The organism is Planktothrix serta PCC 8927 (genome assembly GCF_900010725.2).
Lineage (GTDB): Bacteria > Cyanobacteriota > Cyanobacteriia > Cyanobacteriales > Microcoleaceae > Planktothrix > Planktothrix serta.
The window spans coordinates 167323-182272 of record NZ_LR734875.1 but is presented as its reverse complement, the minus strand read 5'-3'; the positions used below and the strand labels follow the sequence as shown (position 1 = coordinate 182272).

Annotated in this window: 17 protein-coding genes; all 17 read left to right on the top strand. The window is 40.3% G+C overall.

What is annotated here, in order from left to right; genetic code table 11:
- Window positions 1-201: 201 nt before the first annotated feature.
- The 17 genes from PL8927_RS15750 (at window position 202) to PL8927_RS15675 (ending at window position 14944) form a co-directional block, all read left to right on the top strand.
- Window positions 202-735: a phycobiliprotein lyase gene (locus PL8927_RS15750; protein WP_083623242.1), complete on the top strand. Its 534-nt coding sequence runs from the start codon at window positions 202-204 to the stop codon at window positions 733-735.
- 3 nt (window positions 736-738) lie between these two features.
- Complete coding sequence (locus PL8927_RS15745) at window positions 739-1326, top strand: chromophore lyase CpcT/CpeT (RefSeq protein WP_083623239.1); 588 nt, start codon at window positions 739-741, stop codon at window positions 1324-1326.
- A 38-nt stretch (window positions 1327-1364) separates the two neighbouring features.
- Window positions 1365-1670 carry a CpeR family transcriptional regulator gene (locus PL8927_RS15740; RefSeq protein ID WP_083623237.1) on the top strand — a complete coding sequence of 102 codons (306 nt, stop codon included), beginning with the start codon at window positions 1365-1367 and terminating at the stop codon, window positions 1668-1670.
- Window positions 1671-1748: 78 nt separating this feature from the next.
- Window positions 1749-1988: a hypothetical protein gene (locus tag PL8927_RS15735; protein WP_083623234.1), complete on the top strand. Its 240-nt coding sequence runs from the start codon at window positions 1749-1751 to the stop codon at window positions 1986-1988.
- A 23-nt stretch (window positions 1989-2011) separates the two neighbouring features.
- Window positions 2012-2911, top strand: a complete 900-nt coding sequence (locus tag PL8927_RS15730) for a HEAT repeat domain-containing protein (protein WP_083623231.1) — start codon at window positions 2012-2014, stop codon at window positions 2909-2911.
- A gap of 388 nt (window positions 2912-3299) precedes the next feature.
- Window positions 3300-3818: a phycocyanin subunit beta gene (locus tag PL8927_RS15725; protein ID WP_083623228.1), complete on the top strand. Its 519-nt coding sequence runs from the start codon at window positions 3300-3302 to the stop codon at window positions 3816-3818.
- Between the two features lie 98 nt (window positions 3819-3916).
- Window positions 3917-4405, top strand: a complete 489-nt coding sequence (cpcA, locus tag PL8927_RS15720) for a phycocyanin subunit alpha (RefSeq protein ID WP_083623226.1) — start codon at window positions 3917-3919, stop codon at window positions 4403-4405.
- Between the two features lie 170 nt (window positions 4406-4575).
- Window positions 4576-5391, top strand: a complete 816-nt coding sequence (locus PL8927_RS15715; RefSeq protein ID WP_083623223.1) for a phycobilisome linker polypeptide — start codon at window positions 4576-4578, stop codon at window positions 5389-5391.
- Between the two features lie 178 nt (window positions 5392-5569).
- The gene (locus PL8927_RS15710) at window positions 5570-6439 is read left to right on the top strand and encodes a phycobilisome linker polypeptide (protein ID WP_083623221.1); all 870 of its coding nucleotides are present in this window, start codon (window positions 5570-5572) and stop codon (window positions 6437-6439) included.
- Between the two features lie 85 nt (window positions 6440-6524).
- Entirely contained in the window at window positions 6525-6767 is a 243-nt protein-coding gene (locus PL8927_RS15705; RefSeq protein WP_083623219.1) for a phycobilisome linker polypeptide, read from the top strand.
- Window positions 6768-7015: 248 nt separating this feature from the next.
- Window positions 7016-7852: a HEAT repeat domain-containing protein gene (locus tag PL8927_RS15700; RefSeq protein WP_083623217.1), complete on the top strand. Its 837-nt coding sequence runs from the start codon at window positions 7016-7018 to the stop codon at window positions 7850-7852.
- A gap of 48 nt (window positions 7853-7900) precedes the next feature.
- Complete coding sequence (locus PL8927_RS15695; RefSeq protein WP_083623214.1) at window positions 7901-8527, top strand: HEAT repeat domain-containing protein; 627 nt, start codon at window positions 7901-7903, stop codon at window positions 8525-8527.
- Between the two features lies 1 nt (window position 8528).
- A complete protein-coding gene (locus PL8927_RS28850) occupies window positions 8529-8657 on the top strand; it encodes a hypothetical protein (RefSeq protein ID WP_269322021.1) in 129 nt (42 codons plus the stop codon).
- A gap of 283 nt (window positions 8658-8940) precedes the next feature.
- Window positions 8941-11697, top strand: a complete 2757-nt coding sequence (locus tag PL8927_RS15690) for a TnsA endonuclease N-terminal domain-containing protein (RefSeq protein WP_083623207.1) — start codon at window positions 8941-8943, stop codon at window positions 11695-11697.
- Window positions 11691-12812, top strand: coding sequence for an ATP-binding protein (locus PL8927_RS15685; RefSeq protein WP_083623205.1), 1122 nt, complete (start codon window positions 11691-11693; stop codon window positions 12810-12812). Before PL8927_RS15690 ends, PL8927_RS15685 begins: the two co-directional genes overlap by 7 nt.
- Complete coding sequence (locus tag PL8927_RS15680) at window positions 12809-13798, top strand: TniQ family protein (protein ID WP_083623203.1); 990 nt, start codon at window positions 12809-12811, stop codon at window positions 13796-13798. Before PL8927_RS15685 ends, PL8927_RS15680 begins: the two co-directional genes overlap by 4 nt.
- A 162-nt stretch (window positions 13799-13960) precedes the next feature.
- Window positions 13961-14944, top strand: a complete 984-nt coding sequence (locus PL8927_RS15675) for an AAA family ATPase (protein WP_083623386.1) — start codon at window positions 13961-13963, stop codon at window positions 14942-14944.
- Window positions 14945-14950: the final 6 nt, after the last annotated feature.

The window sequence follows — 14950 nt, the reverse complement described above, 5'->3', positions numbered from 1 at the left end:
AACTGACTCAGGTTATATTCCATCATCAAATGTTGGCTACATATTCCCCCGGTGTAGAGACGTTGCATGCAACGTCTCTACAGGGGGTAGAAAGATAATCTCTAGCATCTGTAATGGGATTTAATATTAGATTTTGATGACCCACAGAATCTTTAGCCAAGTTGGTCTTGTGTGTTCGCTGATACTCTTTTTATTTTCTGCATGGATATTGCTGAATTTGTTGAACAGTCTTTAGGACGATGGCGTTCACAACGGAGCGCTCATCATCTGGCTTTTAGTCACTTTGAAGCTGTTACTTCTATTATTGATATTGTTCCTTTAGAAGAACAGGATTCTGATGTAATTGCCTTGTGTCATTCTTATCAGATTGATCCTGAATTAGCAACTCATCCTTTTCGGATGACTTGGGAGGGAGAGTCAGATTGGGAGGAGGGAAACATCATTAAAGGAACAACGATTTTAGTTCCTATTCCTGATCAAAATGACTTTACAAAAGGTCAATTATTGCGGGATCAAGGCTATGCAGAAACCATTCCTTCTGTGGGAGATTATCAGATTAATCCAGAAGGAGTTTTTACGCTGTTAACGCCCTATGACCGAGCGATGGCTGAAGAAAGAATTTGGTTTGCTACTCCGAATCTGCGATTTCGAGTTTCATTAATTAGAACCAGTGCTGGAACTGGAGTGGTAACGGCTTCTTTTTCTTCGGAAATCCGAGATTTAAAATCGGAATAAACTATGAGCTTAATTCTACGTTTTTCTCGATGTATAGCTGGGGATTTTAGCAATGCTAAACAAACGATTGCTGACCCTAAAAATTTTGCTCATATTCGGATTTTTTTTCGACCTTTACCCTTTGAATTTTTTCAAGGCATTGGTTTTTATTCTGAGCAAACTTATGATTATGATCTGTGGAGTCCTTATCGTCAAGGATTGCATAGATTAGTTGAACAAAACGATGAAATTTATATTGAAAACTATGGGATAAAAGACGCTTATTTGTACGCTGGAGCCGGACACAATCTGGATATTTTACGAACATTGACTCCAATTGTCACCGAACGTCGTTATCACTGTTCGATGATTTTTCAACCTTTTGGAAATGGATTTCAAGGACGGGTGGAAGGGAATCAATGTTTAATTGAACGCAATGGTCGTCAAACCTATTTAGTTAGTGATGTGGAACTCACAGAAACGACTTGGGTGAGTTTAGATCGAGGCATGGATATTAATACTGATGAACAGGTTTGGGGATCGGTACACGGCCCTTTAAGGTTTGAGAAACGACAAAGTTTTGCGGATGAACTTCCGACTCAGATTGAATAATTTTTTTTTGATTGACACCAAAATGAATCATAAAAACAATGTTACCTCCAGTGGCTCGAAAAAAAATGGAGGCTTGGATTCGGAGTCGCCATTTGATTTTTTTAGATAATTTTTTGATTTTTGAAACCTTAGATTATTCAGCGATTGAACGCTTTGAAGCTTGCATCGCTAGTTTAAATGGAACTCTAATTTCTGTGGCGATTAAGGAAAAAATTTGGATGGGAAACCATCGACAGGTGATTCTTTATCAAGCCAAGGCTTATTTAGATGTTCCTAATCATGAATTGAAGCAATATTGGATTAAGTACGGAGCATTTTATACTCGATTTGATCAACGATTTTAAACGTTTTATAACAAAGGTTTACCAGGAGTCACCGAATCTGAGAAAATTTGACTAGATCTCAATCTAAATTATAAAAATATGACAGAACAAACCGAACTCACAGGCACAGAACCCGTTGTTTCTGAAGAATTGGCAGAAGTTATTCAGGAACTAGAACAGTATCGAGAACGCCTCCTGAATGAAACGTTGACTACGGCGCAACGGGCTAAAATGTCCAAAACAAAGGCAATGGCACAACTAGAGCCGATCTTGGCTCAAATTGATGCCAAACTTGAGGAACTCCGCAGCCAACAGGCAATGCTGAGTGTTCAGAATTAAGTCAACCCACTTGATCTATATATATGTCTAACTCAGAAACTTTATTAGGAGAAGATGCTGCTGTCCTGTCTCCTGAAGGAACAGATTTTTTGTTGGCGAGGGTGAATCAACAGTTAGCCGATAACGGTTTTGACTGTAGCGACCTTACTCTAATCAAACAAATGGTGGAGTGTCTAGGGGATACACGGGGAATGGTGAGACTGGGTTTTGCGGAAGCTTTGGGTCAAGTGGGAAAACCTGCTGTTCCTTTTTTACTGACGGCTCTGGGAACTCACGTTAACCCGGTAGTGCGAAGGGCGGCGGCAAAAACTTTAACGTTGATTGCTGACCCGGAAGCGGTTCCGGTTTTGATCAAAGCGTTGTTAGAGGATGAGGATACGGTGGTCAAAGGTTCGGCGATTGGGGCCTTAGCGGGTACGGGAGCCGCATCTGTCCCGCCTCTATTGGAGATTTTGGCGTCCCCGGATTCCCCTGAAAGCACGAAAGGACACGCGGCTTGGGCTTTGGCTTTTATAGGGCCAGCAGCGAAGGAGATTTTATATCGGGAAATTCATTCTGATTCCCCAGAAGTGCGGATGGCGGTGGTGGGGGCGATCGCAAAAATGGCGGAAGAACAACCGGACACCGAAGCCTCCGAGATTCTTGTTCAAGCTTTAGAGGATATTGATTCGGAAGTTCGCTGTGAAGCGATCGCAGCTTTAGGAAATATCAGCTATGCACCTGCGATTCCCCGGTTGATTGAGTTATTGCAGCATCCAGATGGAGACAGTCGGAAAGGGGTGGCGATGGCTTTGATGAAGATGGGGGATGAAGTCAAAGATCAAGGTGCAATGGAATTCCTAAATATGGCATTGATTCAGGAAACTGACCCCATAGTGCAACGGGCGATGCAGTTAGCCATTTCTCATCTAAGCCGGGATTAACGGCGGAATTTAATTTTCTAGGTAGGTATTTTCACTTAGCAGCAATAATGAGGAAAAGGGGACTGTGTTCTTTGCCCAAGACATAGTTCGTAATAAATTTTAACGCAACTTGTTGCGAGGGCGTTGTATAACTAATATCTGAAGGGCAAAGACGACAGCCAAATGTTGGTCTCCCAACAATTGATTAACATTTGATTAAAAAAGTTTAATGTCCTTTCATAAAATGGTGTAAGATTTCTAAGGTTCTTCTAAGTGAAGTTAAGGTTACTCAAAAAAACAGTAACAATAGCCAAACTAGAGAGACTCTCAAGGGTCAGAATCGGGAAAAACCCATCATTTCGCTTTGAGTCGAAAACAAAGTTAAGCAAGTCAAGTAGGAGATTAATCCATGTTTGATGCCTTTACCAAGGTAGTTTCTCAAGCTGATGCACGCGGCGAACTGTTAAGCTCTAGCCAAATCGATGCCCTCAGCCAAATGGTTGCCGAAAGCAGCAAACGTTTAGACGCTGTTAACCGCATCACCGGTAACGCTTCCACCATCGTTACCAATGCAGCTCGTACTTTATTTGATGAGCAAGCCCAATTGATCGCTCCCGGCGGTAATGCTTATACTCATCGTCGTATGGCCGCTTGCTTACGTGACATGGAAATCATCTTACGTTATGTCACCTACGCAGTTTTCGCTGGAGATGCTAGCGTTCTTGATGATCGTTGCTTAAACGGTCTGCGTGAAACCTACCTGGCTCTGGGCGTTCCTGGTGCTTCCGTTGCTGTTGGCGTTGGCAAAATGAAAGATGCCGCTCTGGCTATCGTTAACGATCCCGCAGGAATCACTCCTGGAGATTGTAGTGCCTTGGCTTCTGAAATCGCCAGCTACTTTGATCGGGCTGCGGCTGCTGTTGCCTAATTTTTCTAAAATCCGATTTTCATAACTCCATAGAAGTCTAATTAAACGACTTCAATTTGTACCTCAACTTTGTAAACCCATAGGGAGATAACTCAAGCATGAAAACCCCCCTGACTGAAGCAGTGACTACCGCCGATTCTCAAGGCCGTTTCTTAAGCAGCACTGAATTGCAAGTTGCTTTTGGACGTTTTCGTCAAGCCAAAGCTGGCTTAGAAGCTGCTAAAGCTTTGACCGCAAAATCTGACAGCCTCGTCAGCGGTGCTGCCCAAGCAGTGTATAACAAATTCCCTTACACCACCCAAATGCAAGGGCCTAACTACGCTTCTAGCGAGCGTGGTAAAGCCAAATGTGCTCGTGATATCGGTTACTATGTCCGCATGGTCACATATTGCTTAATTTCTGGTGGTACAGGCCCTATGGACGAGTACCTGATTGCTGGTGTTGATGAAATCAACCGCACTTTTGAACTGTCTCCTAGCTGGTACGTCGAAGCTCTGAAGTACATCAAAGCCAATCATGGCTTAAGTGGCGACGCAGCTGTTGAAGCCAACTCCTACATCGATTATGCTATCAACGCTCTGAGCTAGACTTAGCGCGCTTGATGCCCGGAACGGTAAGTAGCTGTTAGCAACTGGGTTAACGGTTGTTTAACGCTCCGGGCATTTTTGATTATTTGGGTTGGTATGCCCCATTAACAAAGCTTTCTTTTTTTTGTTTTTCTTGTTTGTTTTGAAAATCTCTTACGGAGCATAAGGCTATGGTTGGCTTGCTTGAGGGTGGCCGACTTGGTATCCGGGCTTTTGAAGAAACAAAACCCGTAGAACTGCGCCCCAACTACACGGAAGCAGACGTGCAAACCGTGATTTTGGCAGCATATCGTCAGGTGATGGGCAACGAACACCTGATGTTACGGGAACGGCTCACTAGCGCGGAATCTTTACTGCGCCAAGGACAAATTACCGTTCGGGATTTTGTCAGAGCTATTGCTTTATCTGAGCTTTACCGGACTAAGTTTTTTTACCCTAACTTTCAAACTCGGTTTATCGAGTTAAATTACAAACATCTGCTCGGTCGGGCTCCTTACGATGAGTCAGAGATTGCGTTTCACGTCGATCTCTATAGCAATCAAGGGTTTGAAGCCGAAATCAACTCTTACCTGGATTCCCCTGAATATCTGGAGAATTTTGGGGAGAATATCGTTCCTTATTATCGGGGCTTTTCCACCCAAAAGGGAGATAAAACTCTAGGTTTTAACCGCTTGTTTACCCTCTATCGTGGGTATGCCAGCAGCGATCGCGCTCAAAACCAAAAGCAAAGTCGCTTAACTTGGGAATTAGCTCGGAATTTGGCTTCTCCGATTCAAACTCCTGAGAGTGGGCAAAGTTTAGTCGGTACGACAGGCGGTAGTCGTGGACAACTCTACCGCCTGACTGTGATTCAAAAAGCAACACAGTCTCTGCCACAAGTGCGCCGTACCACTACTGAATATACCGTACCCTACGAGCAACTGTCTACTCAGTTGCAGCGTATTCATCGCGCTGGGGGACGGGTGATGAGAATTACTTTGGCATAATCTCATTCATTAAAACCTGAATGGCTGTTTATGTCTGAGGATTTAGAGTTCGGGCTGACTTTTAAAATAGGAGGCTTGGACTCTTATCTCTGGTGGCTTAACATCGACAAGTGACTCGTTGCACGCTACACTCGCAACTTCATTCTCGGTCATATTCTTAGTAAGAGGAGAATTTTAGGTGGCTATTACAACAGCAGCATCTAGGCTCGGAACAACTGCGTTCCAAGAAACGCCTCGTGTGGAACTGCGACCCAACTGGAGTCAGAGCGATGCTCAACAGGTGATTCGTGCCGTTTATCGTCAACTCCTGGGTAACGATTATTTAATGAGTTCTGAGCGCCTCAAAGGTGCTGAGTCTATGTTGTGTGATGGCAGCGTCACCGTGCGGGAGTTTGTGCGTTCCGTTGCTAAATCAGAACTGTACAAAACCAAGTTTTTCTACCCCAACTTCCAGACCCGTGTAATTGAACTCAATTACAAACATTTATTGGGTCGCGCTCCCTATGATGAATCCGAAGTGATTTTTCACTTAGATTTATATCAAAATCAAGGTTATGAAGCTGATATTGATTCTTATATTGATTCAGCCGAATACCTAGAAAACTTTGGGGAAAATATTGTTCCCTACTATCGCGCCTTTGAAGTGCAACGGGGACAAAGAACCGTGGGCTTTACTCGGATATTCCAGTTGTATCGCGGTTATGCTAATAGCGATCGCTCTCAATTAGGTGGGAATGCGTCTCGCTTGGCGACGGAACTCGGCGCCAATAGTGTTTCTACGATTGTTGGCCCCTCCGGTGGTAGCGAAGGTTGGTCTTATCGTTCCTCTGGTCAAGGTGTAGTTCCGACTACAGGATTCAGCACCGGGGGCGTTTTAGGACAATCTGGCCGCAGCTATCGCGTTGAAGTGGCTGGAATTCGTGAACGTCGCTATCCGAAAGTTCGTCGGAGCAGCAAATCCTTTATTGTTGCTTACGAACAGTTATCTCCTTTACTTCAGGAAATTCAACGCCAAGGCGGTAAAGTTGCCAGCGTTACTCCTGTTTAGCATTGTTTTCATCAAGACCAGGGTGCGCTGATTAGCAATCCCTGTTCATTCTGTTTTTATAACTGTCGTGGATTAATTCAAGCCCATGTTAGGTCAAATTGCAGTTGGACAATCATCGGCTTCCCCATCGGGAAATCGCTTTTTTCGCTATGAAGTAGTTGGTTTACGTCAATCGGATGAAACTGACAAAACGGGGTATGAGATTCGTTCTAGCTCTAGCCAATTTATTGTTGTTCCCTACAACCGCATGAACCAAGAAATGCAGCGTTTAACGCGGATGGGTGCAAAAATTGTTAGCATTCAACCTTTAACTTCCGAGCCAGAATAATCGCCATTATTCTTTAGTTTAGTTGCTCTAAATTCAGAACTGAATTTAACAATTGAACAGACCTGAGTTTAATTTAAACATTAATATTTAGGGTTAGATGTTTTAAATCCAAAACATCTAACCTTTTTTTATTCAGAGAATAAAAAAATTTTTATATCGACCATTGAGTTGAACTTGAATCAAGATTTCCCCTTGATTGCTGACTCCTGGTATGATTAATAAGGTTGAAAACAATACACTTTAACATAATGCAGGATTTTGGATCTGAATCAACGGGGAACAATACTGCTCAAGAGGAGGAGTCTTTAACGATTGAACAAGCGATCGCTAATCTTCAACACGAAGAACTAGGCCGTCGCTACTATGCTGCTTGGTGGTTAGGACGCTTTCGAGTGAATGAACCCTCGGCCGTGGATGCGCTAATTCTAGCATTAAAAGATGAATCTGACCGCACTGAAGAAGGGGGTTATCCTTTACGAAGAAATGCCGCCAGAGCCTTGGGAAAATTAGGAGATCAACGAGCAGTTCCAGTATTAATTCAATGTTTAGACTGTTCTGATGTTTATGTGCGAGAAGCCGCTGCCCAATCCTTAGAACAGTTAGGGGATGATTGTTGTGTTCCCGCCTTAATCAAATTATTAGAAGGGGGGATAGAAGCAGCCCTACTTGTTCCTGGAAAACCCTATTTAGTTCAACCCTATGATGCGATTTTAGAAGCATTAGGCAGTTTAAAAGCGACTGTTGCGATTCCTTATGTTCAACCCTTTATAGAGCATTCAATTCCCAAAGTTCAGTATGCTGCATTGAGAGCAATGTATCAACTAACCGGAGAAGATGGCTATGGAAAACGGTTAACAGAGGCTTTAAAAGGTAATGATTTAACCTTACGTCGTACTGCTTTAATGGATTTAGGAGCGATTGGTTATTTACCGGGAGCAAATGCGATCGCCAACACCTTAGCAGAAAATAGTTTAAAATTAATTGCCTTAAAAGGTGTTTTAGAACATCAATTAACAGATACTCCAGATTTAAAATTATCTGACTCAGCGATTTCTGTGATGGAGTTAATGGATTCGCTTTTATAAAAAACTGTATCTATTATCCTTTTAAACCAAAAATTCAATATCCAAAATATGACTATACAAACCTTAATTCAAGCTGTTGAAAAAGCGGATTCTGCGAATGCTTTATTAGATGCTGTTTCTGCTTTAGCAGAAGCGAATTCTATTGAGGCAATTCCGACATTAATTACTGTTTTAGGCTATAATAATCCTGGGGCTGCCGTTGCCGCTGTTGATGGATTAATTCAACTGGGTGAACCTGCGGTTATCCCCTTATTAGAACAATTAGATGGTTATAATTATGGGGCAAGAGCCTGGGCTGTTCGTGCCTTATCCGGGATTGGTGATCCGCGTGGATTAGAGGTTTTATTAGAATCCGCAGGCAGTGATTTTGCCTTAAGTGTTCGTCGCGCAGCAGCAAGAGGATTAGGAAATATTCACTGGGATCAATTACCCCCTGAACAACTTCCTGATGCTCAATTTCAGACTTTAATGATATTACAAAAAACTTTAGAAGACCCAGAATGGATTGTTAGATATGGGGGAGTTTTTGGTTTACAGGGTTTAGCAATAGCTACTCAAAAAACTCAGCCGGAATGGTTCAGTAAAATCAAAGAACAGTTACAACAACTCTCGAAGACCGATAAAACCCTAGCCGTTCGAGCCAGGGCAAAATGGGCAATTCAAAAGTTAGAATAAGATGAATATTTTAAATATTGGCAGTGAAAACGGACAGTATTTGCATGATTTAGAACTGGCTTATTTGTTGCAGCAAATGGTTAATAAAAACTTAGAGGTTTCAGTTATTTTAGATTGCTGTCATTATTGATGCTGACCTACCAAATGCTAGTTGAACAAGCTGATTATTTTGTTCGGGTAGCAATTTTAGATGCTGTAATTTAAACTCTGGTTTTGCCGTTGTTTAAAGCTAGGTTTTGCCGTCACCTCCCTTAAACCCTCTTAACTCCGTTTCCTAAATATTCTATCGAGACGGCTTTTTAAACCCTGATTTTGCCGAAATTTCATTTTTCAAGTTTGGCATTGCCGAAATAATTAAGAGTTGTTATGATGATTTTATCATCAAAGTTAAATCAATTTTAGGGAGGATAGCCATGCTCTCTGATACTGAATTTCAAGCATGGTGCGATCGCCTGCAACTCTCACAACAACAAAGAGATTGGGTTAACCAAATTCGCACATCTCCTCCCGTCCGTAAGGTCAAAGGGAGTTCAAGAAATGTTCATGGCCCTTACGCTAGTAAAAAAATGGGCAGAACGATTCAATTTGAATCCCACACCGTTGAATTACCTGCGATCATTCAATTTTATGAAAATGATGACTCAGTTTTAGAATACTGGGATCAACCGATTAAACTCACTATCAAATGCTCACCTCAAGGAAAACAAGCTACTACTATTGCTCATTACCCTGATTTCTTTGTGATGAAAAAGAATCGCTGTGGGTTTGAGGAATGGAAAACAGAGAAAAAGCTTGACACACTAAGCAAGGAACAGGCTTATCGTTACCAAAATTTGGAAGGAAAATGGGTAGATATCATTGTTCAAGAATATATTAAAAGCTTAGGATATTATTACAGTCTTCGCTCAGATAGTGAAATTGATTGGGTCAAATATCGTAATCAGAAGTATTTACAACCCTACAAGCAAGGATATTTAGATCAACAATACATCCTTGATGAACAGGTAGAATTCCATATTAAAGAGATTATCATTAATAATCCGGGTATTAACCTGACAAATCTGATTAAAAAAGCGCAAAATGCCAGCATTGACGATATTAATACCTTAATGGCGCTTGAAAAAGTTTATGTTGATTTAAGTGCAGTAGCCTTAATCGAACAAGATAGAGTACATTTATTCCGTGACCAAGCAACTGCCGAAGCATACATTACTGCTACCCATGATTATAGTGAACCTGTATCTAGCAGCGTGCAGATAGTCGATCTCAAAGTGGGTTCATCATTTCTTTTAGATGGAAAAAGCGTGACTATTGACCATATTGGAGAGAGTAAAATTATTCTCAAAGGAGAACAAGGAATTATTCGTTGGACTCATGCAGAATTTCAACAATTAGTTGAGTTAGGGGAAATTAGTTATCTTCAAACAAAAGAACAGACAACCTTAGATGAGGAGGGATGGCAACAATACTTTATAGAAGCCAGCCCTAAAGCTTTAGAAATTGCTAATCAGCGATATCAAGCAATTAAACCGCTTTTAGATGGAGAGTCTTATGATTCTCTGGACTGTAATAGACCAGAACGAACCTTACGCGAGTGGAAAGCCAAATATCGCAAAGCGAAACAAGAACATGGAGTTGGTTTAGTAGGTCTAATTCCCCAATATAAAGGTAATCCAACTCCTCGCTATTCTGATGAAGATTTAGAATTCATTGATAAGGTGATAGAAGAACACTATGAAACCTTTAAACAAAAGAATGCTTGGCAAACTTATCTAATACTAAGAGATAAATGGGAGGAATCAGGACTCACTTCTCCAATTCCTAGCCATACCTTTTACTATGAAAGGCTAAAGAAACGAAACTCTTATAAACAAACTAAAAGAAGGATGGGATCTCGCGCCGCTAATAGTCTTTTGGGGCCTTGGTTGATTAAACCCACCACCCCCCGTCATGGAGATCGCCCTCTTGAAATTGTTCATATTGACCATACTCAGCTTGATGTTCAATGTGTATGTCCCTACAGTAAGAAGAACTTAGGCAGACCTTGGGTAACAGGCATGATTGATGCCTACAGTCGTCGGATTTTAGCCTTATATCTAACTTTCGATCATCCGAGTTATCGGTCTTGTATGATGGCTATCCGCATTTGTGTGCAACGGTTTGGGCGATTCCCTGAATGGATTGTTGTGGATAATGGAAAAGAGTTTCAATCTACTTATTTTGAAACTTTATTAGCTCGATTTGAAGCAAGTAAAAAACATCGTCCCAAAGATGTTCCGAAATTTAGTTCGATTATTGAACGTTGGTTTGGGTCACAAAATACGGAATTTATCAATAATTTAAGGGGTAATACCCAAATTATGAAGCACGTCCGGCTCGTTAAGAAAGAAAATAATCCAAAAAATTTAGCGGTTTGGAATTTAGAAGAATTATATGATTATTTGGCTTTTGGCTATGCTTATGGAGTTTATGATCGCTCAGAACATCCGGCTTTAGAAGGAATGTCTCCTCAACAAGCCTTTGAATCACGATTAGCTAAAACGGGACATCGCCCTCATCAATATATCAAGTATGATGAGCAATTTAAAATTTTAACTTTGCCTACCAATAATAAGGGAACAGCTAAAGTTATTCCGGGTAAAGGAGTAAGGATTAACTATCAAGATTATTGGTCGGATGAATTTTATAGTGTTGAAAATCAATCTGTTCCCGTCCGCTATGATCCGCTTGATTATGGGATTGCTTATGCCTATGTTAATAATCATTGGGTGAAGTGTTTATCTAATTATTATATGAAATTTCAAGGTTATTCAGAAAAGGCGGTAGAGATAGCATCAACCGTTTGCAAAAGAAAACAACAAAGATACAATCAGAGTCAATATGTGGGAGCTAAAGAGATTGTTGACTTGCTGAATAATGCAGAAGAACATGAAGAAATAATGCTACAAATCCGTCGAGATCAATCGGCTAAATTAGTTTATAATTTAATCGAAGGAACTCTTAGTAGCGCTGTTTTAAATTCAGGAGATATTAAACAGCCTTCCGCACCTAAGACTAAAGAGATTGAAGAGACTATTCTGGATAGGGAAGAAGAAATTTTACAACCTAGTCTATCCAGAGAAATTAACCTTGACAACATTAAACCTTTTGCTGATGGGGACTTATGGTAATCGCTAATAATCGTCCGTTTCCTTTAGAAATTCTTCATGAATCAACGGATAACAAACTTAAATACTTTAAAGATGTGATTGTTCCTCATCGCAATATCAGGTTGATTTTAGAACAGCTACTCAAAAATGCGATCGAACCGGATGATGCTTTAGTCTATCTGGTGTTTGGGGTAACAGGCGTAGGTAAATCTCGATTAAAAGCAGAATTTGAAAAACGATTACTTAAACATTTTCAAGATGAAATTATTTCCAATCCTGGGAGTTTAATCGTAGGGGGAATCGAGGTAGATAGTGCTGAAGGAGGGAAGTTTAACTATTCTGATTACTATATTCAGGTGTTGGAGTCTTTGAAGGAAGTTTTAATTGATTATAAGGAAAATTATGGAATTGATTTAGAAAACGATAACGAAGATAATTTAAAAGGAGATCATGAAGGAAAGAATGCTAAGGCTTTGCGCCGAACAATGCAAAAAGTTTTTCTACACCGTCAGTTAAAGGCTTATACCCTTGATGAAGCACAGCACTTATTTGATGTAGCAGGAGGAAGACAAATTAATGTTCAAATGAACTGGCTTAAATCAATTGCTAATAAAACTCAAACCGTTCATATTTTATTTGGAACCTATGAGCTTTTAAAGTGTCAACAAGTAAATGGTCAGGTAGGAAGAAGAAGTGAAGATTATTATTTACCTCCCTATTATCTAAATAAAGTAGAAGATCAACAAGAATTTATTAAGGTTATTAAGACATTACAGCAGTATTTACCTGTGGAAAATGCACCACAATTAGAAGAGAATTGGGAATACTTTATGGAATACTCGATAGGATGTGTAGGAATTCTCAAAAGTTGGTGGTATCGCGCCCTCAAAAATGCGTTAGATGATCAAGCAAAAACAGTGAGAATGAAAGATTTTAAAGCGAGGGAATTATCCGCAGGAAGACGAAAAAAGATTAAAGAAGAGTTAGAAGCAGGAGAAAGACTTTTAGCCAGTTTATATAATGATGGAAACCTCAAGAAAATTGAATCTACTGCTAGTTCATCGCCCAAGAAAGGTCGAAGGGTTGGGGAGCGTAAGGTAGGTAGAGACTTAGTAGGAATCAATCAAGAAGGATGAGTATTTACTCAGAGCTTTGGAGTCCAAAACCTTTAGAAATCCCCCAACGGAGTCGGTTATTTTGTCTTGAACCTATTGCAGTAGGAACTCCCTACGCAGAAAGTCTTAGTAGTTATATCAATCGTTTGGCGCAGGCGCATTGTTTAACTTCCCAAAAGCTCGTGATGGGTGAAATTGCCCCTCTTATCCTTAAAGATGAGGATCAATCTGAGCTATTGTCAAAAAATCTCAGTCACCTATTGGGAAATAGCGATGCTAAACCAGCCATCAACGGAATGCGGGAAATGACGGAAAAGTTAGTAACTGTCTTAGAAGAGTTAACTAGGCGTCAGGATTTACGTTTTTTGACTCTTTTAAGTTGGAAAGGAATGATTCATGACCAAGGATTATTTCGGAATTACCGCGCTTGGTGTCCTTGTTGTTGGGAAGTGTGGAAGCAGGAGAAGAAGACGGTCTATGAACCCTTATTATGGTCATTTAAGGATGTAGAAGTTTGTTTAATTCATAAACAGCGATTAGTAGAAGTATGCCCTCATTGCGGTTCCAGTTTACCTGTAATGGCTAGGACTTCACCTGCGGGATTTTGTTCTCGTTGTTATGGGTGGTTAGGACAGGAAATTAAAGGTGAAGAAGAAATAGAGAAATATCGAGTTAATATTCAAGGAATTAGTGAATTAATTGTACTTACTCCCCAATTAGAATATCAACCCATCCCAATTGAGTTAACCCGAAAATTACAATTAATTTCTTTAGTGTTTGAACAAGCGATTGAGAAAGATTTGAAGTTCTTGGGAGAACTAGGGGGAATCATAGAATCCTTAAAGATAGCATCAATACAAAATCAAAATCAACCTTATCATTTGGTGAAGTTGATTATTCCTGTTTGTGAGAAAGCGAAGATTAGTATATCCCAGTTATTTTTGTTAAATTTTAAAAATTTTGTAGAGATATTGTTTAAGAATTTTGCTATTGAATTAAAGCTGTAAAAATTAGGGAATTCTAAAAATGGTTAATTGTTTATTTTTGTAGCTTTTATAGTACATTTGTTTTAATTAAGGTATTATAAATATTATAGTGTTTAGCATATTTATTTAGTGAAGTTTCTGGCTTTACTAGAGCCTGGGAAATTTGTCCAGATTAAAAGCCTTATGTCAACAGCCCGTCATGTTATTGCGCTCTTAAAAAGCTACCTAGAAGGTGAGGAGCAGCATTTTTTTTCTGTTGCTCTACAGATGGCTGCACATGAAGTACGACAAGGACATACCAAAATTGCTCAAGAGATCCAAAGCCTGGTTGACCAAGCAAAAGAACGTAAATCTGCTATCGAACATAAGGCTTTGCCCACGTCGCTCGTCCAGTCCAAAGGAGAATTAGTCAATCTTGTATCAGTTTCTTATTCAGAAACCAGGTTGACTGATATGGTTCTTCCTGTAGCCTTAAAAAAAAGATTAGAACGTATTCTTATAGAACAGACCCAGAGGCATCGTTTAGCCGAGTACAATCTTAAGCCTCGTCGCAAAATACTTCTGGTTGGGCCACCAGGATCGGGGAAGTCAATGACTGCTGCTGCTCTTGCTGGAGAACTGAAACTCCCGCTTTTCACTGTTGCTTATACTGGATTAATTACCAAATACATGGGTGATACGGCTAATCAACTCAAACTGATATTTGATGCAATGGCTGTAACACGAGGCGTTTATTTTTTTGAAGAATTTGATGCCATTAGTTCAGAACGGGCTGCGGTTAATGATGTTGGAGAGCTCCGTCGAGTTCTAAACTCCTGGTTGCAGTTTTTGGAGAATGATAATAGCCAGAGTCTAATCATTGCTGCGACTAATCATCATAATTTATTAGACAAGGCTCTTTTTCGACGTTTTGATGATGTTATTCAATACGACTTACCAAATTCAGAAGTTGTTCGCAATTTACTAGAAGCACGTCTAGCTCTTTTTAATATTGAGTGGAACGATTGGCATCATATTATTGAAACTGCTAATGGTCTAAGTCAAGCAGAGGTAGTTCGAGCAGCAGATGAAGCAGCTAAAGCAGCCGTAATCTCCAAACAGGATTCAATATCTGAAGAGAATATGATTTGCGCGATTACAGAACGCAAAAAAACTATCTTTCAGTAAATGGGT

Bases quoted from the DNA above. Each gene is read 5' to 3' on its own strand.
- PL8927_RS15750 (WP_083623242.1), top strand. From the start codon at position 202: ATGGATATTGCTGAATTTGTTGAACAGTCTTTAGGACGATGGCGTTCA.
- PL8927_RS15745 (WP_083623239.1), top strand. From the start codon at position 739: ATGAGCTTAATTCTACGTTTTTCTCGATGTATAGCTGGGGATTTTAGC.
- PL8927_RS15740 (WP_083623237.1), top strand. From the start codon at position 1,365: ATGTTACCTCCAGTGGCTCGAAAAAAAATGGAGGCTTGGATTCGGAGT.
- PL8927_RS15735 (WP_083623234.1), top strand. From the start codon at position 1,749: ATGACAGAACAAACCGAACTCACAGGCACAGAACCCGTTGTTTCTGAA.
- PL8927_RS15730 (WP_083623231.1), top strand. From the start codon at position 2,012: ATGTCTAACTCAGAAACTTTATTAGGAGAAGATGCTGCTGTCCTGTCT.
- PL8927_RS15725 (WP_083623228.1), top strand. From the start codon at position 3,300: ATGTTTGATGCCTTTACCAAGGTAGTTTCTCAAGCTGATGCACGCGGC.
- cpcA (WP_083623226.1), top strand. From the start codon at position 3,917: ATGAAAACCCCCCTGACTGAAGCAGTGACTACCGCCGATTCTCAAGGC.
- PL8927_RS15715 (WP_083623223.1), top strand. From the start codon at position 4,576: ATGGTTGGCTTGCTTGAGGGTGGCCGACTTGGTATCCGGGCTTTTGAA.
- PL8927_RS15705 (WP_083623219.1), top strand. From the start codon at position 6,525: ATGTTAGGTCAAATTGCAGTTGGACAATCATCGGCTTCCCCATCGGGA.
- PL8927_RS15700 (WP_083623217.1), top strand. From the start codon at position 7,016: ATGCAGGATTTTGGATCTGAATCAACGGGGAACAATACTGCTCAAGAG.
- PL8927_RS15695 (WP_083623214.1), top strand. From the start codon at position 7,901: ATGACTATACAAACCTTAATTCAAGCTGTTGAAAAAGCGGATTCTGCG.
- PL8927_RS28850 (WP_269322021.1), top strand. From the start codon at position 8,529: ATGAATATTTTAAATATTGGCAGTGAAAACGGACAGTATTTGCATGAT.
- PL8927_RS15690 (WP_083623207.1), top strand. From the start codon at position 8,941: ATGCTCTCTGATACTGAATTTCAAGCATGGTGCGATCGCCTGCAACTC.
- PL8927_RS15685 (WP_083623205.1), top strand. From the start codon at position 11,691: ATGGTAATCGCTAATAATCGTCCGTTTCCTTTAGAAATTCTTCATGAA.
- PL8927_RS15680 (WP_083623203.1), top strand. From the start codon at position 12,809: ATGAGTATTTACTCAGAGCTTTGGAGTCCAAAACCTTTAGAAATCCCC.
- PL8927_RS15675 (WP_083623386.1), top strand. From the start codon at position 13,961: ATGTCAACAGCCCGTCATGTTATTGCGCTCTTAAAAAGCTACCTAGAA.